Annotated in this window: 18 protein-coding genes and 1 tRNA gene; 5 read left to right on the forward strand and 14 right to left on the reverse strand. The window is 67.1% G+C overall.

Going from position 1 to position 20,670, the window contains the following annotated elements:
- Window positions 1-45 precede the first annotated feature (45 nt).
- Genes ACZ1I5_RS14615 through ACZ1I5_RS14625 form a run of 3 tightly spaced genes read right to left on the reverse strand, consistent with a single transcriptional unit; the run spans window position 46 to window position 2,218 of the window.
- Window positions 46-1,155, reverse strand: coding sequence for an HlyD family secretion protein (locus tag ACZ1I5_RS14615; RefSeq protein ID WP_465169969.1), 1,110 nt, complete (start codon window positions 1,153-1,155; stop codon window positions 46-48).
- Window positions 1,152-1,598: a PaaI family thioesterase gene (locus ACZ1I5_RS14620; RefSeq protein WP_465169970.1), complete on the reverse strand. Its 447-nt coding sequence runs from the start codon at window positions 1,596-1,598 to the stop codon at window positions 1,152-1,154. Before ACZ1I5_RS14620 ends, ACZ1I5_RS14615 begins: the two co-directional genes overlap by 4 nt.
- Window positions 1,595-2,218, reverse strand: a complete 624-nt coding sequence (locus ACZ1I5_RS14625) for a TetR/AcrR family transcriptional regulator (RefSeq protein ID WP_465169971.1) — start codon at window positions 2,216-2,218, stop codon at window positions 1,595-1,597. The genes ACZ1I5_RS14620 and ACZ1I5_RS14625 overlap by 4 nt, the downstream gene beginning before the upstream one ends.
- Window positions 2,219-2,261: 43 nt before the next feature.
- Between ACZ1I5_RS14625 and ACZ1I5_RS14630 the strand changes: the two genes are divergently transcribed.
- On the forward strand, window positions 2,262-3,851 hold the full coding sequence (locus ACZ1I5_RS14630; RefSeq protein WP_465169972.1) for a DHA2 family efflux MFS transporter permease subunit: 1,590 nt from the start codon (window positions 2,262-2,264) through the stop codon (window positions 3,849-3,851).
- Here ACZ1I5_RS14630 and ACZ1I5_RS14635 read toward each other — a convergent pair.
- The 8 genes from ACZ1I5_RS14635 to ACZ1I5_RS14670 all read right to left on the reverse strand — a co-directional run bounded on the left by ACZ1I5_RS14635 (window position 3,848) and on the right by ACZ1I5_RS14670 (window position 12,924).
- Complete coding sequence (locus ACZ1I5_RS14635) at window positions 3,848-5,245, reverse strand: efflux transporter outer membrane subunit (RefSeq protein ID WP_465169973.1); 1,398 nt, start codon at window positions 5,243-5,245, stop codon at window positions 3,848-3,850. The genes ACZ1I5_RS14630 and ACZ1I5_RS14635 overlap by 4 nt on opposite strands.
- Before the next feature lie 5 nt (window positions 5,246-5,250).
- Window positions 5,251-6,354 carry an ABC transporter permease gene (locus tag ACZ1I5_RS14640; RefSeq protein WP_465169974.1) on the reverse strand — a complete coding sequence of 368 codons (1,104 nt, stop codon included), beginning with the start codon at window positions 6,352-6,354 and terminating at the stop codon, window positions 5,251-5,253.
- Complete coding sequence (locus ACZ1I5_RS14645) at window positions 6,354-7,487, reverse strand: ABC transporter permease (protein WP_465169975.1); 1,134 nt, start codon at window positions 7,485-7,487, stop codon at window positions 6,354-6,356. Before ACZ1I5_RS14645 ends, ACZ1I5_RS14640 begins: the two co-directional genes overlap by 1 nt.
- A complete protein-coding gene (locus ACZ1I5_RS14650) occupies window positions 7,484-9,214 on the reverse strand; it encodes an ATP-binding cassette domain-containing protein (protein WP_465169976.1) in 1,731 nt (576 codons plus the stop codon). The genes ACZ1I5_RS14645 and ACZ1I5_RS14650 overlap by 4 nt, the downstream gene beginning before the upstream one ends.
- A 4-nt stretch (window positions 9,215-9,218) precedes the next feature.
- Complete coding sequence (hlyD, locus tag ACZ1I5_RS14655; RefSeq protein WP_465169977.1) at window positions 9,219-10,226, reverse strand: secretion protein HlyD; 1,008 nt, start codon at window positions 10,224-10,226, stop codon at window positions 9,219-9,221.
- A complete protein-coding gene (locus tag ACZ1I5_RS14660; RefSeq protein ID WP_465169978.1) occupies window positions 10,223-10,843 on the reverse strand; it encodes a CerR family C-terminal domain-containing protein in 621 nt (206 codons plus the stop codon). Before ACZ1I5_RS14660 ends, hlyD begins: the two co-directional genes overlap by 4 nt.
- An 81-nt stretch (window positions 10,844-10,924) precedes the next feature.
- On the reverse strand, window positions 10,925-11,560 hold the full coding sequence (locus tag ACZ1I5_RS14665; protein ID WP_465169979.1) for a LuxR C-terminal-related transcriptional regulator: 636 nt from the start codon (window positions 11,558-11,560) through the stop codon (window positions 10,925-10,927).
- A complete protein-coding gene (locus ACZ1I5_RS14670) occupies window positions 11,545-12,924 on the reverse strand; it encodes a sensor histidine kinase (protein ID WP_465169980.1) in 1,380 nt (459 codons plus the stop codon). The genes ACZ1I5_RS14665 and ACZ1I5_RS14670 overlap by 16 nt, the downstream gene beginning before the upstream one ends.
- 191 nt (window positions 12,925-13,115) lie before the next feature.
- Between ACZ1I5_RS14670 and ACZ1I5_RS14675 the strand changes: the two genes are divergently transcribed.
- The 3 genes from ACZ1I5_RS14675 to ACZ1I5_RS14685 all read left to right on the forward strand — a co-directional run bounded on the left by ACZ1I5_RS14675 (window position 13,116) and on the right by ACZ1I5_RS14685 (window position 17,027).
- A complete protein-coding gene (locus ACZ1I5_RS14675; RefSeq protein ID WP_465169981.1) occupies window positions 13,116-13,865 on the forward strand; it encodes an outer membrane protein in 750 nt (249 codons plus the stop codon).
- A gap of 55 nt (window positions 13,866-13,920) precedes the next feature.
- Complete coding sequence (locus tag ACZ1I5_RS14680; RefSeq protein ID WP_465169982.1) at window positions 13,921-16,122, forward strand: Ig-like domain-containing protein; 2,202 nt, start codon at window positions 13,921-13,923, stop codon at window positions 16,120-16,122.
- Between the two features lie 161 nt (window positions 16,123-16,283).
- Window positions 16,284-17,027 carry a 2OG-Fe dioxygenase family protein gene (locus ACZ1I5_RS14685; RefSeq protein ID WP_465169983.1) on the forward strand — a complete coding sequence of 248 codons (744 nt, stop codon included), beginning with the start codon at window positions 16,284-16,286 and terminating at the stop codon, window positions 17,025-17,027.
- Window positions 17,028-17,054: 27 nt separating this feature from the next.
- Here the strand turns inward: ACZ1I5_RS14685 and ACZ1I5_RS14690 are convergent.
- Together ACZ1I5_RS14690 and ACZ1I5_RS14695 are read right to left on the reverse strand one after the other, a co-directional pair.
- Window positions 17,055-17,129: transfer RNA gene (locus ACZ1I5_RS14690), tRNA-Gln, on the reverse strand.
- An 86-nt stretch (window positions 17,130-17,215) separates the two neighbouring features.
- Window positions 17,216-18,340: a branched-chain amino acid aminotransferase gene (locus ACZ1I5_RS14695; protein ID WP_465169984.1), complete on the reverse strand. Its 1,125-nt coding sequence runs from the start codon at window positions 18,338-18,340 to the stop codon at window positions 17,216-17,218.
- Between the two features lie 72 nt (window positions 18,341-18,412).
- On the opposite strand from ACZ1I5_RS14695, the gene ACZ1I5_RS14700 reads away from it, so the two are divergent.
- Complete coding sequence (locus ACZ1I5_RS14700) at window positions 18,413-18,901, forward strand: MarR family winged helix-turn-helix transcriptional regulator (protein WP_465169985.1); 489 nt, start codon at window positions 18,413-18,415, stop codon at window positions 18,899-18,901.
- Window positions 18,902-18,916: 15 nt separating this feature from the next.
- Here ACZ1I5_RS14700 and ACZ1I5_RS14705 read toward each other — a convergent pair whose 3' ends face one another.
- Entirely contained in the window at window positions 18,917-20,653 is a 1,737-nt protein-coding gene (locus ACZ1I5_RS14705) for a di-heme-cytochrome C peroxidase (protein WP_465169986.1), read from the reverse strand.
- Window positions 20,654-20,670 lie beyond the last annotated feature (17 nt).

Consider the following 20,670-nt stretch of genomic DNA (forward strand, 5'->3'; position numbering starts at 1 on the left):
GGAACGAGTCCGGGGTGACGATGGAGTTGGAATGGGTCGCGGAAGTTACCGCAAGCTCACCTTCGCGGTCACCGACAGCCCCGGCCGCAGCCGCGCCACCGCCGGCTGACCCGGATCGAGCCTGATCCGCACCGGCACCCGCTGGACGATCTTGGTGAAATTGCCCGATCCCGGTTCGAACGGCAGCAGGGTGAATTCCGATCCCGATCCCGGCGCAAAGCTCTCGACCTTGCCGGTCAGGCGATCCCCATCTAGCGCATCGACCCTGATCGTCGCGGCCTGGCCGGGAAGCATCGCCCGGGTCTGAGTCTCCTTGAAGTTCGCGACCACATAGAGCGCCTGAGAGGGCACCAATGTCAGCATCCGCGAGCCAGGCTGAACGAAGTCGCCGGTCTGGACCTGCCGATTGCCCACCACGCCATCGACCGGCGCGCGGATGACGGTATGACCCTGATCCTGCCGCGCCAGCTCGAGCGCGGCTCGCGCGCGCAGGGCGGCGGCCTCGGCCTGCGCGAGTTGCGCCAGCAGCACCGGGCGGCGGGCATGAGTCACCGCGGCCTGTTCGCTCGTCACGTCGCGATCGGCCAGCACGCGCGCTCGCGCCGACTGAGCACCGATCGCGGTGGCGCGGACTCGCTCCATGTCGCGCCGCGTGGCGAAGCCCTGCGCCACCAGCGCCTCGAAGCGGACGCGGTCGGCGGCGGCACGGCTATATTCGGCATCGGCCGACTGGATCGAGGTCTGCGCCGCCCGGACCTGCGCGGCAGCAAGGCCTTCATCAGCGCCAAGCCCCGCCAGCGCGGCCCGCGCGGTGGCGACACCCGCATCGGCATCCGCCACCGCCGCCTGCGCCGCCGCCAGCTTCGCGTTGAATTCCTGCGCGTCGATCTGCACCAGCGGATCGCCGGCCTTCACGGCCTGGTTGTCACGCACCAGCACCGCCGACACGAGGCCGCCGACCTTGGGCGCGACCGAACTGCTGTCGGCCTTGAGATAGGCATTGTCGGTGCTCTCCACCGTGCGCGGCGAAAGCAGCCAGGCCACACCGGCCACCGCGATCAGGATGGCGATCGCCGCGGCGATCAGCGGGTTGCGGCTGATCCTGCGGCGCTGCGTCGCCTCGACCGGCACATCGATCGTCGCGGCCATGTTCATGACGAGATCACCAGCAAGGTGGAGGTGGCGGTCGCAAGGATACGACCCGCCGCATCTGTGAGCTTCGCCTCGGCAAAGGCCACCCGGCGCCCCATGCTGATCACCGTCCCTTCGGCACGCACCACGCCAGTGTCGACCGTCATGCCGCGCACATAGGAAATCTTGAGCTCGAGCGTCGTATAGCCCTGCCCCGGCGCCAGCTTCGAATGCACCGCGATGCCGCAGGCGGAATCGAGCAGGGTCGCGGCATAGCCGCCATGCACGCTGCCGATCGGGTTATAGACCCGGTGATCGGGATTGCCCTCGAACACGGCGCGGCCCTCCTCGACCTCGACCAGCGAGAAGCCCATCGTCTCGCCGATCGGCGGCTGACGGCTCGTGTCGAGTATCGCGCGCAGCTGCTCGATGCCGCTCATCGCGGCACGATCGCCAATGTCGGTCATTGCGCCTTCTCCAGCCCGAAGCGCTCGATCACCGATCGCCGTGCCCGGGCGAGGATCGCATCGGACTGCGCGGCGTCGGCGACCGCGCGCGACAGCGTCACCGCGCCGACCATCTCGGCCAGCATCGATGCGGCGGCACTCTCCGGGTCGGCGATACCGTGCCCGCCCAGCAACGCCGCCAGCCGCCCGGTCAGGCCGGCCACGCCCTGCCCGAAGCGCACCCGTGCTTCCGGGTCGAGCCGCGCGAGATCGCCGGACAAGGCTGGCAGCGGGCAGCCATATTCGCGCGAATCGCGATGCCCGGTCGACAGGTAGAAATCGACATAGGCCATCAGCGCACCTTGCGGATCACTCGCGGCCTTGGTCACATCGAACCGGCGCCCGGCGCTTTCGAACATCGCCTCGATCGCCGCCGCGATCAGCGCGTCCTTCGATTCGAAGTGCGCGTAGAAACCGCCATGGGTGAGCCCTGCCCGCGCCATGATGCCGGCAACGGCCACGCCGCCCGGGCCCTTGGCACGGATTTCACGGGCCGCTTCCTTGAGCACACGGCGCCTGGTCTCGCTCTTGTGATCGCTGTCGTAGCGCATGGCCTTGTCGATCTCCTTTATATGACGCATATAATATAAAGGCCGCCAAGGGCAAGCCCAAGGACAAGTACCGATGTCATCCACCCCTGCCGTCGGTGCGCCGATCGATCCCATGGCGCTGCCGGACGCGCGGAAATTCCTGATCTTCGGGGTGATGGCATTCGGCCAGTTCATGGCGCTGATCGACATCCAGATCGTCGCTGCGTCGCTCAACGAAGTGCAGGCCGGCCTGTCTGCCGGACCGGACGAGATCAGCTGGGTCCAGACCGCCTATCTGATGGCGGAGCTGGTGATGATTCCCTTTGCTGCCTTCCTTGCCCAGTCGATGTCGACCCGCTGGCTGTTCGCGCTTTCCGCCGGCCTGTTCACCGTGGCGAGCGCGCTGTGCGGCCTCGCCTGGAGCATCGAATCGATGATCGCCTTTCGCGCACTGCAAGGCTTCGTCGGCGGCGCGATGATCCCGACGGTGTTCGCCACCGGCTTTGCCATGTTCGAGGGCAAGCAGCGCGCGATGATCCCCGCGATCCTCGGCATGGTCTCCGTGCTTGCGCCGACGCTCGGGCCGACGCTCGGCGGGTGGATCACCGATGCGGCGGGCTGGCGCTGGGTGTTCTATGTCAACGTGCTGCCCGGCACGCTCGTCACCATCCTCGCCCTCTCGGTCATCAGGGTCGACCGCGCCGACCTGTCGATGCTCAAACGGATCGACTGGGTCCATCTCGCTGCGATGGCGGTGTTCCTCGCCGGCCTCGAATATGTGTTGGAGGAAGGCCCGAAAAACGACTGGTTCGGCGACACCGGCATTGCCGCGGCCGCCTGGGTGGCGTTCATCGCTTTCCTGCTGTTCCTCGAACGGTCCTTCCGCTCGAGCAGTCCGATCGTGAAGCTCTCGCCTTTCCGCAAGCCGACCTTCGTCTTCGCCTGCGTGTTCAACCTGGTAATCGGCTTCGGCCTCTATGCCGGCACCTATCTGGTCCCACTCTTCCTCGGCCGGGTGCGCGGCTACAATGCGAACGAGATCGGCACCACCGTGTTCGTCGCCGGTCTGGTCCAGCTTTGCGGCGTGCCCATCGCCGCGGCGCTGTCGCAGCGGGTGGACCAGCGTATCGTCATCACTTTCGGCCTCGGCCTGTTCGCCGCGGGGCTGTGGCTCTTCTCCTATATGACGCCCGACTGGGGCTTCGCCGCCCTGCTCGTGCCCCAGGCAGTGCGCAGCTTCGCGATCATGCTGTGCATCGTCCCCAGCGTCGGCCTCGCGCTCAACGGCTTTGCCGGGCCGGAACTGCGCTACGCCTCGGGCCTGTTCAACCTGATGCGCAACCTCGGCGGCGCGATCGGCATCGCGCTGGTCACCACCTGGCTGCAGGACATGACGCGCCTCCACGCGTTGCGCATCAGCGAGTCGCTCGGCGCCTCGTCACGGATCGCGACCGACACGCTCGGCGACCTCGCGCGGATGATGCAGCAGATGACGCCCGATCCCGCCCGCGCGCTGCTGATGGCGGAGGCCGTCATGGGCCGCGTCGTCGGCCGCGAGGCGCTGACCCTGGCGTTCAACGACGTGTTTCGCATCATGGCCTGGCTGTTCATCGCAGCGCTGGTGATGGTGCCCTTCTGCCGCCCGCCGAAACAGGTGAGCGCAGCACCGGTCGACGCGCATTAGCTCCAACCACCCCCTAGCGCCTTGAACAACGCCACCGCTGCCTGCGCCTTGCGCACCGCGGCGTCGCTCTCGCGCCGTTCCGCTACCAGCACTGACTTGCGCCCGCGCGCCAGCGCCAGCCGATCGTCCTCGCCGCTCGCCACGCGCCGCTCCGACAGCGAGAAGGCAGCGCGTTCGCGGTCCAGCGCCGCGCCCGCTTCCTGCGCCGCGATTCGTGCATTCAGGAACCGGTTGATCGCGGTCTCGCTGTCCGACAGCGCGCCCAGCACGGCCTTCTCATAACGCGCCGCAGCGCCCTGCCCGCGCGCATCGGCGGCGCGGATCTGCGCGCGGATCGTGCCGCCCGAGAAGATCGGCCAGGAGATGCTCGGGCCGATCTGCAACCGCGTGCTGTCGCCGGAAAAAAGGTCGCCGGGATTGCGCGCCTGCTGGCCGAGGCTGCCGAACAGGCTGAAGCGCGGGAACAGATCGGCAGTCGCGACGCCGATGTCAGCAGTTGCGGCGACAAGTTCGCGCTCGGCACGGCGCACGTCCGGGCGGCGTTCGAGCAAGTCGGAGCGCAGGCCGACCAGTATCTCGTCGGGGCTGGCCGGCAGCGGCGCGGGCGCGCGCAACATCGCGCCGACATCCTCGGGCGTCGACCCGACGAGCACAGCGATTCGATAGGCCGCCGCGGTCGCGCTTGCCTCGGCATCGGGCACCGCAGCCGCGCTGGCCCGGGCAGCGCCCTCGGCACTCTCGGCATCGATCCGCGAGGCCTCGCCCGCCGCGAAGCGCAGCCGGGTCAGCCGCGCAAGGTCAGCATCGGCTCCCGCCGTCGCCTTGGTCGTGGCGACAACGGCCTGCGCATTGCGGAGGTCGAGATAATTGCGCGCCACCTCGGCGATCAGCGACAGCATCACGTCGCGCCGCGCGAACAGCGCGGCGTCCTCGCGCGCCGCCGCCGCCTCGCCCTGCCGGACCTGGCGGCCCCACAGGTCGATCTCCCAGCTAGCGTCGAAGCCACCGTCGAACAGGCGGAACTCGCGCTGGAATCCGGGGATCTGTCCGATCGGCAATTGCCCGTTACGGCTCAGCACATTCTCGGTCGCCGATCCCTTGGCCGTTACGGACGGCAGGCGCGTGCCGGCCACTGCATCGCGATTGGCGCGTGCTTCTGCCAGCCGCGCTTCTGCCTCCGCCAGATCCGGGCTGCTCTCGACCGCGCGCGCGACCAGCGCCGAAAGCTGCGCATCGCCGAAGCGATTCCACCATGCCAGATCGACCTCGCCGGGCGTTCCCGCCTCGACCCAGTTCGCGGTGGCGCCCGGCGTCGAGGGCCGTTTGTAGTCCGGCCCGACGGTGCAGCCGGCCAGCGCCGCACTTGCGAGCAGTACGGCAAGGAAACGAGGCATCGGGGTCACTCCATGCGGGCGCGGAACAGCCAGGCGGCCGCGCTCAGGGTCAGGCAGGCGATGAGGATCAGCGGCCAGAGCTGGTGGAACACCGCGGCCGCGGGCATCGCCTTGAGGAACAGGCCCTGGACGATGACCAGGAAATAACGCGCGGGGTTGGCGTAGGTCACAACCTGCAGCCAGCCCGGCATGTTGTCGATCGGGCTGGCATAACCCGACAACAGGATCAGCGGCGTCGTCACCAGGAAGGAGCCGAGAAACGCCTGTTGCTGCGTCGCCGAGGCTGCCGAGACCAGCATGCCGATCCCGATCAACGCCAGCATGTACGCGACCAGCGAGAGGTAGAAGAGGATCAGCGATCCGGTGAAGGGCACGCCGAACACCAAAGGCGCGACGATCAGATAGAGCGTGCCATTGAATAGGCCGACCAGCATCGGCGGGACCATCTTTCCGATCAGCACCTCGTGCACGCGCAGCGGCGAGACCATCAGCTGGTCGAACGTGCCCAGCTCCCGCTCGCGCGCCACGGTCTGGGAGGTGACGGCGAGCCCCGCCACCGAGGTGATGATCGCGATCAGCGACGGCAGGGTGAACCAGATATAATCGAGCGAGGGGTTGTACCAGTTGGTCACCACGCTGCCGCCGGTGACATCGCCACGGATGTTCGGCGAAAGATCGGCGCCGACGCTCCCGGCGATCTGCGAGAGATAGCCCGACACGATCTGCGCCGCGTTGGACCGGCGCCCGTCGAGCACCACGCCGATCGTCGCCGGCCGATGCGCCGTCACGGCTCGGTCGAAATCCTCGTCGATTACCACCGCGGCAATCACCTCCTGCCGGTCGATCGCCTTTTCCAGCGCCTCAGGGGACTCAAGCCGGCGGATTTCCTGGAAGTTCGGGCTGCCCGCGATGCGCGACACGATCTCCACGCTGTGCGCCCCGCTGCTGCGATCGAGAATGCCGATATCGACATTGCGCACCTCGAGCGTGGTCGCGAAAGTGAAGATGAAGAGCTGGAGCAAAGGCGGCACCACCAGTACGACGCGCGACTTGGGGTCGCGCAGCACCGCCCAGATCTCCTTGACGATCATCGCCCGAAGCCGCCGCATCAGTCGAGACTCCTGCGGGTGGCCCGGAAGCTGAGGAAAAAGAAGAACGCCCCGAAACCGAGCATGATCGCGATATTGGGCAGGATCAGCGCCCACAGATCGCCGGCCAGGAACACCGTCTGGAGCGACGGGATGAGATAGCGTGCCGGCACCGCATAAGTGATCATGCGGATCGGCCACGGCATCGAGCCGATCTCGAACAGGAAACCCGACAGCAGGAAAGTCGGCAGGAACGCGGTGAGCAACGCGACCTGGCTCGCGACGAACTGGTTCTTGGTCGCGGACGAGATGAACAGGCCGAGCCCCAATGCCGGCATCAGGAAGGCAGCGGCGATCGCGAACAGCGCGAACACCGATCCGCGGAACGGCACCCCGAAGGCGACGACCGCAATGACGCTGCACAACGCCATCGAGGCGAGGCCAAGCAGGAAATAGGGGATGACCTTGCTCGCGATGAACTCGACCATGCTGATCGGCGTGGCCATCATCGCCTCCATCGTGCCGCGCTCCCATTCGCGCGCGACGACCAAAGCGGTCAGCAGGGTGCCGATCATCGTCATGACGATCGCGATCGACCCGGGCACGAGGAAGAAGCGGCTGCGCAGGCCGGGATTGTACCAGTAGCGCGGGTTGACGCTGATCAGCGGGGTCGCCTGCCGTCCTCCGCCGTCCAGCCCCTCGGCCGCAGCCCAGCTCGCGCGCACGCCTTCGCCATAAGCGGCCGAGAAATTGGCGGTGTTGGGCTGCGATCCGTCGGTGATGATCTGGATCGGCGGCGCCTTGCCGCGGGTCGCGCCTTTGCCGAAATCCTGTGGGATGACGATGATCGCACGGACTTCGCCGCCCACCATCATGCCGCGCACCGCCGCCACCGACCGTGCCGTGGTCACGTCGAAATAGGGCGAGTTCTGATAGGCCTGGGCGAGGCCGAGCGCCGACGCGCTGCTGTCCTCCAGCACGAGCGCGATCCGCGTGCGCGGCGTATCCAGCGACACCGCATAGCCGAACAGGAACAGCAGGATCAGCGGCAGGACGAAGGCGATCAGGAAGGTCGAGGGATCGCGCAGGATCTGCGCGCCTTCCTTGCGCACCAGCGCCGCCAGCCGACGACGGTCGAACCGGATACCGCTCATGCCGCTTCCGCCGTGTCGCGGTCGCGATCCGACTGTTCGATCAGTGCGATAAAGGCGTCCTCCATCGTCGGATCGTCGACGCCCGCGATCTTGGCCGCATCGGCCTTCAGCGCATCGGGCGTGCCGGTGGCGATCTGCTCCGAGCGGTAGATCAGCGTCACCCGGTCGCAATATTCGGCTTCGTCCATGAAGTGCGTGGTGACGAGCACGGTCACGCCCTTCTCGACCAGTCCGTTGATGTGAGTCCAGAATTCGCGCCGGGCAACCGGGTCGACGCCCGAGGTCGGCTCATCGAGGAACAGCACCGGCGGCTCGTGCATCACGGCGCAGGCAAGCGCGAGGCGCTGCTTGATGCCGAGCGGCAGCAGCGCCGCATTCTCGTCGATATGCTCGCCGAGCGCGAAGATATGGATCATCTCGTCGATCGCGCGCTTCGCCCGCGCCCGGTCGAGATCATAGGCACCGGAGAAGAAATCGAGATTCTGCCGGACGCTGAGATCGCCATAGAGCGAGAATTTCTGCGCCATATAGCCAAGCGAGGCACGCGCATCCGCCCGGGCCGAGCGCAGGTCGTTGCCCGCTACCGATCCGGTGCCGCTGCTCGGGGTGAGCAGCCCGCACAGCATCTTGAACGTCGTCGACTTGCCCGCGCCGTTCGGCCCGAGCAGCCCGAAGATCTGCCCGCGCGGAATCTCGAAGCTGATGTCGCGTGCCGCGGTGAAATCGCCGAAGCGTTTGGTCAGCCCCCTGGCCTCGATCGCCGGCGTCTCGGTTTGCTCGATCGTGCGATAGGCATGGGCAAGCGCGCTCGTGCCCGGCGGCCCGCCGCCCAGGATTTCGATGAACCCGTCCTCGAAACGCGGCTCGGCCTTGTCAACCCTGACCTTCGGCCCGGCCTCGAACGCCGCCGCATCGGGCGCCGGCACATCCTTCGCGAGCAGCAGCCGCACCGACCGCCCCTGGATCGATCCGTCGATCACGTCGTCGCGGTCGAGCGCATGGGTGAGGAACTGCCGCCGCCGTTCCTCGAACCCGGTCGCGCGGATCACCCGGTCCTTCACTTTGCCGGTCAGTTCGGCGGGTGGGCCTTCGAACAGCAATTTGCCTTCGCTGAGCAGATACACCCAGTCGCATTTCTCCGCCTCGTCGAGATAGGCGGTCGACCAGAGCACGCCGATGCCCTCGCCGGTCAGGTCGCCGACCATCGACCAGAGCTCGCGCCGCGACACCGGGTCGACGCCGACGCTGGGTTCGTCGAGCAGCAGTACCCTGGGCGTGCGCACCAGCGCGCAGGCAAGGCCCAGCTTCTGCTTCATGCCGCCTGACAACTTGCCGGCGAGCCGGTCCTGGAATCGCCTGAGATCGGTGAAATCGAGCAGCCGGTCGAACGTCGCGCGGTGCTCTTCCTCGGGAAGCCCGCGGACCCGCGCATAGAGCGTCAGGTTCTCGATCACCGTGAGGTCTTCGTACAGGCCGAAGCGTTGCGGCATGTAACCGAGGTCGTCCAGCGCATCGGCCGGCGCCTTGCCAAGCAGCTCCACCTTGCCCTCAGTCGGCGCCATCAGCCCGGCGAGGATGCGGATCAGCGTGGTCTTGCCCGCGCCGTCCGGCCCGACCAGCCCGGTCAGCCGCCCCGGCACGATCGACAGCCTGACGCCGTCGAGCGCTGGCTGGCCGGCGCCGAAGCGTTTGACCAGGCCCTCGACGCTGGCGACGGCATCGGCCACCCGCCTAGTTCCGGTGCGCCGGGCGGGCGCCGGGCACGCGCACGGTCACCGGCTGGCCCTGCCGCAACGCATCGTCGGGATCGGTCACGATGACGCGCAGGCGATAGACCAGGTCGGTCCGAAGGCTCTCGGTCTCGACTGACTTCGGCGTGAATTCGGAGCGTGGCGAGATATAGCCGATCGTGCCGCGATAGGTTTTGGGGTTGCCGTCCGCCGTCACCTGCACCGCCATGCCGGGGCTGATCCGGCTCAGCGCGGATTCGTCGACATAGGCGCGCACGCGCAGCGGCCGGTCGATCGACAGCGTCAGCACCGTCTCGCCCGGCTGGACGATCGCGCCGGGCTCGCGGGCGCGCGTGACGACCGTGCCGGGCGATGCCGCGATGAGCCGCGTGTCGGACAGGTCGGTCGCCGCATTGCGCCGCGCCTCGGCCGCTGCCTGGACTTGCGCCCTCGCCGCCTGGATGTCCTCGGGCCGGGTGCCGGCATTCAGCAGCGACAGGCCCTGCTGTGCCTCGGCAAGCTGAGCGCGGGCCCGGTCGCGATCCGCCACCGTCTGGTCCCACACGTCGCGGCTGATCGCGCCGGGGCCGACCAGCGGCTCGCGGCGGCGATAGTCGCGCTCGCTATTCTCCACCACGGCCTGCGCCGCGGCGACACGGGCGCGCGCCTGCGCGATATCCTGGCTGCGATTGCCGTTGCGCAGCTTGGCGAGTTGCGCCTGCGCCTGGGCGAGTTGCGCATCGGCCTGGCCGATCCGGCTGTCGAGCGTCGCCGTATCGAGGACGGCAAGCGTCTGGCCCTGCTTGACCTTGGCGCCCTCCTCGACCGCGATTCCGCTGATCCGTCCGCCGACGCGGAACGCCATGTCGACCTCGCGGATATCGACATTGCCGTGCAGGGTCAGCTCACCGTCGCTCGCGCGCGGAAACAGGCCGAAGCCGCGGGTGGCGACGGCCGCGACGACGAGCCCGACGACCACGACGATCAACACGATGATGCGGCGATTCATGCCAGCTTCTCCATCAGGATGCAGTGCACATTCGCGCGCAAGCGGGCGCGCAACAGGGTGGCGGTTTCCTCGTCGATCCGGTCGATGCCCATGACCCGGCAGACCGAGGCGCGGCCGGCGCGCAGCACCAGCGCCTGGCCGAAGAACAGGAGTGCCAGCGCACGCACGTCCTTCTGGTCCAGATCGGTGCGGATGCGGCCGAGCAAGGCGACGAACGTCTCGGCCAGTGGCTCCATCGCGCCGCGATAGAGGCGGTCGAACGCCTCGGTCGGGTCGAGCTGTTCACGGATGATGAAGCGCGCCCAGAGTTCGGTTTCAGGACGCAGCATCATCTGGGCAAAGCCGTCGATCAGCCGCAGCAGCCAGTCGACCGCCTGCTCGCGCGACTCGATCGCGGCCGCGCGCGCCGCCGCGAACAACGGTGCCTGCATCTCCGAAATGCCCGACGCGATCCGCTCGGCCGCAGCAAGGTACAGCCCTTCCTTGCCGCCGAAATGATAGGTGATCGAGGACATCGCAGCGCCCGACGCCTTCGCGATCTGGCGGGTACTGGCGCCTTCGAAGCCGAGCCGGCCGAATTGCTCGATGGCGGTGTCGAGAAGAGGTTCGCTTTTCACGACTCCGCTTTTAGTTCGTTCGATCGAACAGTACAACTGGCGCTGCTCGATACCGCCATGTCGGTTCAACAGGCTGCTGCGCTAAATCAGGCCCAACGCCCGTGCGCGCATCGCGGCGTCGGTGCGGTTCGCCGCGCCGATCGCCGCCAGAGCCTGGGCGACATGAGTCTTTACCGTCGCCGGCGACAATACCAGATCGCGCGCGATCTCCTTGTTGGAATAACCCTGGGCCACCAGCCGGAGGACATCGGCCTGGCGTGCCGTCACGACTGGCTTGGCGATACGGGCAGTTGGCGTCTCGCCATCGCCTTGCGCGCCCGCCGCCAGTTCGGCGAGGCGCGGCGGCAGATAGCGGCCACCGGCAAGCACGAGCTCGATCGCCGCCAGGATGATGTCAGTGCCGGATGTCTTGGGCACGAAGCCGGCGACACCGTCCGCGATCAGATCAAGCAACAGCTGGTCGTCATGCGAACCGGTGATCACGAGAATGGGTGTGCCGGGTGCCAGGCGCGCCAGGTGCGCGATGCCCTCGCGTTCGGCGGCGCCCGGCATGGTCAGGTCAGCCAGGCAAAGGTCCGGAGCCGCCGCCGCCTGATGCCATGCCTCGGGAAAACTGCCCGCCTGCTCGATCGTCGCGTCGGGCCAGCGTCGAGCGACCGCACCCGCCAACGCCTCGCGCACCAATTGATGGTCGTCGCAGATCAGGCAGCTTCGCATGTCGGCTCCCGAAGGACGGCTGGCTCGGGCGCAACGCGGTGGCCGACGGGCAGGCGAATACGAAAAGCGGCGCCGCGCCGCCATCGCCGATCCAGCACGAGGGTGCCGCGCTGCAATTCGACCAGGCGCCGCGCCGAAGACAGCCCGAGACCGAAGCCACCGCGATTCTCGAGCCCATGGTCCGAGCCCTGGGCGAAATCGTCGAACAACCGCTCCACATCGCCCGGTGCGATGCCGCGGCCGTCATCGATCACGCTGAGTTCGACCGCCTCTTGCCGCACACGTGCCCCGACCAGGATGCGCGTGCCGTGCGCGTGGCGAATGGCATTGCCGACCAGATTGGCCAGCGCGCGCTGCAACAGGCGCGCATCGGCGCGCACGACTACCCGGCTTTTCACCAGGATCAGGCGGATGCCCGCCGAGTGGGCGGCCGGACCATGTTCCATCATTACCGCGCCGGCAATCTGGTCGATCGGCACGTCGCCGATGCGCGCAATGACGGCACCCGCGTCGAGCCGCAAATGATCGAGCATCGTTTCAAGCAGCGCCTGGACTGACTGGAACGCACTCTTCGCGCCGCGCGCCGCGCGGCTGCGCGATACCGGGTCCTCGCTTTCCAGCGCCTGATCCATGAACAGATGCGCTGCCTGGATCGGCTGCTGGAGATCGTGCGAGGCCGAGGCGATGAAGCGCGTCTTGGCGTCGCGTTCGGCCCGCACGATGGCGAGCGCGCGTTCGAGCGATTCCGCGGCACGCTGAGTCATTGCCCGCGCGTCGGACGCATCGTTGGCGGCACGCCAGATGAGGCCGCGAATGCCGACGATCGCAACACCGGCCATGAGCAGGAAAAGTGCCAGCGGCGTGGCGAACGGCACGTCGTGAGTCAGCACGAAGGCGGATAGCGACACGATGAGCGCGAGGCAGCTCAGCGCCGACAGTCCATCGCCCCCCGTCATCATCACCATCGCGACGAACCAGACATAGAGGAAGATCGCGAACATGCGCAGATCGTTGTCGGCCGGCGGCAGCAGGATCCACACGCTTGACGCGATCCCGGCGCAGAAGCTCACCGTCACGACCTGCGACGCGCGCACCCAGAAGCGCGCCGATCGCGCCGCACGCCAGCGCGGTACGGCAAAGGCGGCCAGCAACAGGCAGAGAAACAGGACACTGCCACCCATGAAGGCGAGCCAGCCCCTCAGCAGCATGGCATCGACGATCGCGGAGAACTGGGCATGGATGAAGATCAGCACCGTCGCCATCACGACGATGCCGACGATCGTCGTCCGGCTCTTGCTCTGCATTTCCTCGATCTCTTCGAGACGCAGCTTCACGCCGGGTTCGGGCAGAGTGCGCAGCGCCATCCGGTCGTCAGTCCCCCAAATCACCTCGGCCATCCGGTTCGGCCACCCGGCCGATACGTTCGGGCAAGTCCCCCGTCTAATCAACAACTCACGGGCGGTTTCAACGACTTTCTTCGGGAGGGCCGGGGAATTGTTTCGCGCCGGATCGCAACAGCGCCGGTGGATCGACACATGTTCATCGGGGGTTTCACATGCGTATCTCGACCATCCTGGCCGGCCTTGTGGCCGCATCCTCTCTTTCGACAGCGGCCTATGCCCAGGACGGAGAGGATAGTGGCAAGGGGTTCTATCTCGGCCTGTCCGGCGGCATCGCGGCAGTGCAGGAAACCGATATCCGCTATTACGACGCCGGCGGCACCTTTGGCGGCAGCAGCGCATCCGACAGCGTCGATGGACGCATCCACACCAAGAGCGCGGCCGAGTTCAAGGGCGTGGCCGGCTATGATTTCGGCATGGTTCGGGGTGACGTGGAGGTCGCCTATCAGCGCAACAAGATCAGCGCGCTGAGCGTGGACAAGGTCAACGGCGCTACCGTCACGCTCGACGCGGGCGATGTCGCAGACGTGTGCGACTATCTCGAAGTGTCGGGCTGCGGGCTCTCCGGCAACACCATCTCCTTCGGCGAAGGCGGCCGGGTGCGCCAGCTTTCGGCGCTCGCCAATATCTGGCTCGACCTGCCGATCGGCGAAGTGATCACGCCTTATGCCGGAGGCGGCATCGGTGTGGCCGGGTTCGAGATCGATGGCGAGGGCAAGGCACGCTTCGCCTGGCAGCTCGGCGCGGGCGTCGCGCTCCGGCTCAGCGACCATATCGCGCTGACAGTGGATTATCGCCACCGCCAGGCCAAGGGCGGCAAGCTGCCCTACGACGCCGTGTCGGGCGCCGATGTCGGCGCCATCCGCACCAACAGCGGCAGCGCCGGTCTTCGCTTCACCTTCTGAACCGCCAGGCCCCCAGCGGCCCCGCGGCATGTCATCGCGTTAAAGGAATCCACACATGCGCCGTACCTTAGCCAGCCTGATGATCCTCGGGGCAATTTCCGGATGCAGCGGGGGCGACTCCGGCGGATCGGGCGGCGGCGGCGGAGGGGGTGGTGGCGGCAGCACCGCTGATACGCAGGCGCCGATTGTCAGCCTGGCCGCGCCGGCCACCGTCGAAGGCGGCCTCACCCTCGCGCTGACCGCGACGGCTACGGACAATGTGACGACGGGGCTGACGCCGACCATCGCCTGCGACGGTGGCACGCTGACCGGCACGATGCTGGTCACGCCGATGGTGACGGCGGCCACCACCATCACCTGCACCGCCAGCGCGACCGATGCGGCGGGCAATACCGGTCGCGCGACCGCCTCAATCAGCGTCCAGCCCACCACCGTCTCGCTCAAGCAGGCGCCCGGGACGAGCACTCTCTCCCAGGGCAAATATGGTGCGCTGTTCGCCGAGAACCTGCCCCTCGAACAGGCCAGCTACACCGGCAAGCTCGGCGGCAAGGACGTCACCCTGTATCGCAGCGACGACGCCAGGACGTTGGTCTTCGTCACGCCGACCGGCCTTTCGGCCGGCGCGCAGACGATGACGGTCACGATCGGCAGCCGCAGCTACAGTTTCACCGTGCAGGTCTCGGCGCCGGCCGAAGTGGCCAACGCCCGCAACGTCGTGCTCGATTTCCTGACGACACGGAAGAACGAGGCCCAGGCGTTTCTCGCGTCGGCGGGAGCGAGCCTGAACGCGACGGCGAAGGCGGACATCAACGCGAAGATCGCTCAGCTCCAGACCGGCATCAGCACGATCGACAGCTTCTCCGCGGAGGATCTGCGCAACGCCGCGATCTACATCCAGGCCAATCAATTCCCGGCCGCGTCAACGCTGGCGGCGCGGTCGCTCGTGCCGAGCGCGGCCGACGACCGGAAGTGCAACGCCGCCGCCGACATCTTCATCTACAGCGTCGTCACCACCATTGCGGCGGCGAAGGTCACCACCTTGGCGGCTGCCGGCATCGGCACAGGCCTCGGCGCAATCGTCTTCGCCGGCGGCGCGTTGCTGACCTATCTCGCCTTCGACAAGGGCGTGCTGAAGTCGCTCGATGCGATCGCCGATTATTGTTTCGACATCGAGAAGCTTGGCCTCTCCAACTATAACTACCAGCCCAGCGGCGCCATGATCGCCGGACAGACGCTGCGCTACGTAACCGCGACCACGGCGGCCACGCGCCTTGGCTTCTCGAACGACGTGCCCCGCACCTTCCAGGTCCAGCAGCATAAATCGCTGTTCGCGAGTGTCGCGGGTGCGATCAAGTCATCGACCGACAAGCTGTACGCGCTCGCCGTCGCCAACAATTATGTCCCGGCATCGCTGGCGAAGATGGTCAGCAGGGTCGGCGGCTATGACGAGAACTTGCCCGCCTCGACCGTGGCGCTCAGCGGTATCACGTCCGGCGTGACGGGCTCGGCGTCCGGCAGTGGCGACGTGCTGACGCTCCGCTTCAAGGCCGTGAACCCGGACAAGGAGAATATCGACTTCAGCTTCACCCTCACCCCGGCGGACAGCAAGGCGCTCCCGGTCGAGGCCACGCTGACGCTGGCGCTGCCCAAGGTGAACGACGCGGCGATCAAGGTGACGCAGGGCCAGCCGACCGCGTCGAGCGTACAGGTAAGCGGCGCGGATACGCTGGAGCTGGTCGACCGGCCGACCAAGGGCAACGTCGCGCTGCAAAACAATGGCAGCTTCATCTATACGCCGACCGGCCAGAATTTCGGCGACGACAAGTTCACCTATCGCGGCAAGAACGCCAATGGCTATTCCAAGGCGGCGACGGTGCTGGTGACGATCGAGCGCAAGTTCGACGGCGCCTGGAGCGTCACCAGCCGCTCCACCACGACCAGCCAGTCCCAGGCGGGGCTCTGCCCGAACGAGACCAACAGCTTCACCATCATGGTCAGCAAGGTCTCGGATACGCAGTACACCACGTCCTATGGCGGCTTCCCGATCACCCTGACCATGTCCAGCAAGGACGACGCGGCGGGCCTGAAAGGCTCGACGACCGTCACCTATGACGACGGGCCGGGCAAGACCACCGAGACGCTCAACGCCAGCATTCCGAACAGCACGCAGCTCACTGGCAACGGGTCGTTCAGCTATACCGGCCCCGGCAACACCCGGTGCAGCGGCACGACGTCGGTAACCGGCGTGCGGCCGTAAGCCCGCGAAGGGGCGCGGCGCGCGGCGCCGCCGGTGCGGGCAGCTCCCTACCTGCACCGGCGGCGTCGAAGAGTGGACACGGACGTTCCCCTTTCTGTTCCAACGGCGCGCGTATAGAGCGATTTCCCCAAGGCTTTGAGGCCAGGGGAAAGAGGCGATGATTGACTGAGGCGACGGACCGGACAGGACTGACAGACCCATTGGCGGCAGCACTTGGCGAACAGGGCTATGTCTGCCTCTCCGCGGATACGGTATTGGCGCGGCTCGGCCCTGAGGCTCGTCGGGCGTGGGAAGGGTTCGCCCGCTCCTGGGACGCACTGGGACCCGATCTGTACATGGCCGATGGCGGCCGGTACCGGCGACGCCGGCACGCCGCGCTCAGGATGTCCGGCGGCGCGATCGAGCCCAAGCCGCGTCAGCCGCATTTCCAGAGCCGCGACTATAACCCGCTGAACGGGGACGTGCAGCGATGGTTCGAGCCTGTCCTGCCCGAGACGCTGGCCAATCCCGTTCTGCAGGCGATCCTGGCGGCCTGGACGCCCCTTCTTTGCGCGGTGGGACGCTATCCGGCCGACCAGGCCTGGCATGTCGAGCTTCACCAGTTCCGCATCGAGACATCAGCGGCCGAGACCGGAAGGCCGACACCCGAAGGCCTTCACCGGGACGGCGTCGATTGGGTGTTCGTGATGCTGGTCGACCGCAGGAACGTCTCCGACGGCGTGACCGAGATCGGCGACGAGGCGGGCCGGCGGATCGGCCAGTTCACCCTGGCGACGCCCGGCGACGGCGTTCTGCTCGACGACCGCCGCATCCGCCACGGCGTCACGCCGATCCGGCCGATCGATCCGGACGAGCCGGCATGGCGGGACGCGCTGGTCGTGACCTGGCTGGCGGAGACCGCCTGATCCAGGCTGTATTTTCGGGAAAGGGTCTGGCTGGGGCGGCAGGGTTCGAACCTGCGAATGGCGGCATCAAAAGCCGCTGCCTTACCACTTGGCGACGCCCCAGTGAGACCCTGTCGGAACGACCTGACGGGAACCGGTGAGCGGAGGCCTTTAGGCACCCCAACCGATTCCCGCAACGGGCGTGATCGTCAGGCCTGGTCGAGCCGTTCCACCCAGCCATGCGGATCGGGCGCCTTGCCGCGCTGGATGTCGGTCAGCGCGTTCAGCATGCGCAGCGTCGTCTGGCCGGGGCCGCCGCTGCCGATGGTGAAATCGCCGCCCCGCATCTTCATCTGCGCGATCGGCGCGACCACCGCGGCGGTGCCGCAGGCGAACGCCTCGCGCAACCGGCCGCTCTCCGCATCGGCGCGGCACTGGTCGATCGCATAGGGTTCTTCCCGCGCCGTGAGGCCCATGTCCTTCGCCAGCTTCAGGATCGAGTCGCGGGTGATGCCGGGCAGGATCGTGCCCGTCAGGGGCGGCGTTGAGATCGAACCGTCGTCGAACACGAAGAAGATGTTCATGCCGCCCAGCTCCTCGATCCAGCGACGCTCGGCCGCATCGAGGAACAGCACCTGGTCGCAACCCTGACGGATCGCTTCCTTCTGGGCGACCAGGCTGGTGGCGTAATTGCCGCCGCACTTCGCAGCGCCGGTGCCGCCGGGCGCGGCGCGGGTATAATCCTCCGACACCCACAAGGTGACAGCCGATGCGCCGCCCTTGAAATAGGCGCCGACCGAGGAGGCGATCACCGCATAGAGATATTCCGCCGAGGGCTTCACACCCAGGAACGCCTCGCTCGCGATCATGAACGGCCGCAGATACAGCGAGCCGCCGTCGGAGGTCGGAATCCAGTCGTGATCGATCCGCACCAGCTGGCGAATCGACTCGAGGAACAGCTCTTCCGGCAATTCAGCCATCGCCATCCGCTGGGCCGAACTGCGGAACCGCGCCGCATTCGCATCGGGCCGGAACAGGGCCGTTCCGCCATCGGCGAGGCGATATGCCTTCATGCCTTCGAAAATTTCCTGCGCGTAATGCAGCACGGCGGAGGACGCATCCATCTGGAACGGCGCGCGCGGCTGGACGCGGGCGTCATGCCATCCTTGCGCTTCATTGAAGCGGATGGTGACCATATGATCAGTGAAAACCCGCCCGAATCCAGGGTTTTCCAGCAGGCGCGCGCGCTCGTTCGCGTCGACCAGACCGGGATGCGGCTCCTGGGTGAAGGTCAGGCCGCTGCCCTTGCTCCCGTCGGTCGTTATATCGAGCATGGTTCCATTCTTACAATTTGATACAATTTCTAGGGTTGAAGCCTAGTAGGGAAGGCGCCAAATCCGGTCAACATGGCAGCCCCGTCAACGACCGCTTCACCGCTTTTCCTGCGGGAGCCCGAGCTTCGCCGCGGAATGGAATTGCTCTATTTCGGCAACAGCCACCTCACGCGCGCGATCGATCGCGGGCTCGCGGCGCAGGGCCTTGGCCGTGCGCACCACCGCGCGCTCTATTTCATCGCCCGCCAGCCCGACATGACCGTGAGCGAACTGCTTGCGCTGCTCGCGATCACCAAGCAGTCGCTCGGCCGGGTACTGACCGAGCTGGGCGATCGTGGGCTGGTCGAGACCCGCCCCGGCGAGCGCGACCGGCGGCAGCGCCTGCTCCGCCTGACCGACGCTGGAAGGGGCCTCGAGAACGAGCTGTTCGAGGCCCTGCGCGAGCGGCTCTCCGCTGCGTATGCCAGCGCCGGGCAATCAGCGGTGAGCGGCTTCTGGGCAGTGCTCGAGGGCCTCATCCCGGAGCATGAGCGCCCCCGCGTCGAGAGCCTGCGGGACTAGCCGCCCCTCTCCCCTTCAAAGCGTCTTCAAATATTCCAGCAAGGCCAGCTTGTCCGCGTCGGGCAAGGTCGTGCCGAATTCATGCCCGCATCGGCTGTTGCCCGAATTGCGCTGGTCGCATCCCGTGGTGACGCGCACGCCGTTCAGCCCGGGCTGGGCAGCAGCAAGGCCAATCGCCTGCGTGTCGTAATAGGGGCCGACCAGGAAGGACGCGGCACGCTGGTCCGCCGGCTTGAGCAGGTCCGCCAGAGTCGCGACCGATCCGTTGTGCAGATAGGGCGCGGCTGCCCAGATGCCGTAGAGCACACGCGACTCGTAACGGTATTTGCCGTCGGTCGGCGCGGCCGCGTCGTCGTCGAACGCATCGTTCAGCGCCTGCTTCACCTGGTCCGACGGCATCGGCCCCTTCGAGCTCTGCTGCTTCGCGATCAGATTGCCCCAGATCGCCGGCACCCATGATCCGCTTTGCAGGATCGACCCGCCGACCGACACGCCGAGCAGGCTGAACGAGGTCGCCGGATTTTTGATCGGCGGCATCAGGAACGGGATATGCGCGCCCTTCAGCACGCCCGGATCGGATTCGCGCGCGAGGATGTCATACTCGTGCGAGTCGGTGCCGACATCCAGCAGCGGGGTCGCCCAGGTCGCCTGGTTGGGCAGGCGCTTCTTGCCCGGCGTCTGGCCGTGACAGGAGACGCAGCCGCCCTGCGCCTGCGACCAGTTGTAGATTTCCTGGCCGCGCGAGACGAGCGCGGGGTCGACCGGCCATTGCCATTTCGGCGCGCCGATCAGCTGCACCAGATCCTCCAGCTTCAACAGCCCATCGAAATCGGTCGATTGCTGGTGCGAGGTGCCCTTGCCGATGAAGTCGATGCCGAACAGGTGGAAGAAAGACTTCTTCGGCCGGAAGGTACCGAACACCCCCATCACTTCGCCGGTGTTCCGCGCCAGGCCGTAAATGTCGCTGCCATTGGCGGAAAAGCCCGGCCACTGCGTGTAATCCTGCTTCGGCGCGTTCCACAGGAACGGATAGCGCACCGGCGCGTCGGCGATCTTGATGTTCGATTCGATCAGATAGCTGGGCGGCTTGCCCAGATCGAGGCCGGTCAGGCGGTCGAAGATCATGCTGACCGCGTCGAGCCGGCCGAGCCCCCACAAGGGGGTCGGATAGGCGTTGTTCCGCAGGGCATTCTCGCGAAGATACCACAGATCGACGTCCGAGCGGAGCTGCTTGATCTGCTTCGCTGGCGGATTGGGGCCGAGCACTGCCGTCGCAAAGGTCGCGAACGAGGCATTGGTCGCGCGCACCCGGCCGACCGCATCGACCAGATCGGTCAGCAACGCCTGGAAATCGACCAGCGCCGGGCCGCCATCGATGCGATATTGCTGAGTCCCGACGACGATCTGCCGCGTATGGCAGGCAGCGCAGGTCATGCCCGCCACTTCCTGCCCCGGCGCGCCCGCCTTGGTGAAGCCGATCGGCAGGTCGGAGCCGGGATTGGGCAGATAGCCATAGCGCGCGAGCTGGTCGCCCAGGAAAGGCTGGCCGTCGGCGGTGGTGAGCGCGTTCAGCCAGGCGAGCGGGATCATCTGCGATCCCTGGTCGCGCGAGTAGAAGTCGCTGCGCGTCGAGTCGGTCCAGGAACTGCCCTGGTCGACATAGGTCACCTGGCCGCCCGCCATGACCGGCAGCGCAAAGCTCGCCGCGATCAGCGACGCCGAAATACAGCTTTTCAGGAAGAGTTTGCGCATCACCAATCCCCGGACGA

Source organism: Sphingomonas sp. BL-S-30, from assembly GCF_055521475.1.

Coding starts and splice junctions, on each gene's coding strand:
- ACZ1I5_RS14615 (WP_465169969.1), bottom strand. CDS start 1,155: ATGAACATGGCCGCGACGATCGATGTGCCGGTCGAGGCGACGCAGCGC.
- ACZ1I5_RS14620 (WP_465169970.1), bottom strand. CDS start 1,598: ATGACCGACATTGGCGATCGTGCCGCGATGAGCGGCATCGAGCAGCTG.
- ACZ1I5_RS14625 (WP_465169971.1), bottom strand. CDS start 2,218: ATGCGTCATATAAAGGAGATCGACAAGGCCATGCGCTACGACAGCGAT.
- ACZ1I5_RS14630 (WP_465169972.1), top strand. CDS start 2,262: ATGTCATCCACCCCTGCCGTCGGTGCGCCGATCGATCCCATGGCGCTG.
- ACZ1I5_RS14635 (WP_465169973.1), bottom strand. CDS start 5,245: ATGCCTCGTTTCCTTGCCGTACTGCTCGCAAGTGCGGCGCTGGCCGGC.
- ACZ1I5_RS14640 (WP_465169974.1), bottom strand. CDS start 6,354: ATGCGGCGGCTTCGGGCGATGATCGTCAAGGAGATCTGGGCGGTGCTG.
- ACZ1I5_RS14645 (WP_465169975.1), bottom strand. CDS start 7,487: ATGAGCGGTATCCGGTTCGACCGTCGTCGGCTGGCGGCGCTGGTGCGC.
- hlyD (WP_465169977.1), bottom strand. CDS start 10,226: ATGAATCGCCGCATCATCGTGTTGATCGTCGTGGTCGTCGGGCTCGTC.
- ACZ1I5_RS14665 (WP_465169979.1), bottom strand. CDS start 11,560: ATGCGAAGCTGCCTGATCTGCGACGACCATCAATTGGTGCGCGAGGCG.
- ACZ1I5_RS14670 (WP_465169980.1), bottom strand. CDS start 12,924: ATGGCGCTGCGCACTCTGCCCGAACCCGGCGTGAAGCTGCGTCTCGAA.
- ACZ1I5_RS14675 (WP_465169981.1), top strand. CDS start 13,116: ATGCGTATCTCGACCATCCTGGCCGGCCTTGTGGCCGCATCCTCTCTT.
- ACZ1I5_RS14680 (WP_465169982.1), top strand. CDS start 13,921: ATGCGCCGTACCTTAGCCAGCCTGATGATCCTCGGGGCAATTTCCGGA.
- ACZ1I5_RS14695 (WP_465169984.1), bottom strand. CDS start 18,340: ATGCTCGATATAACGACCGACGGGAGCAAGGGCAGCGGCCTGACCTTC.
- ACZ1I5_RS14700 (WP_465169985.1), top strand. CDS start 18,413: ATGGCAGCCCCGTCAACGACCGCTTCACCGCTTTTCCTGCGGGAGCCC.
- ACZ1I5_RS14705 (WP_465169986.1), bottom strand. CDS start 20,653: ATGCGCAAACTCTTCCTGAAAAGCTGTATTTCGGCGTCGCTGATCGCG.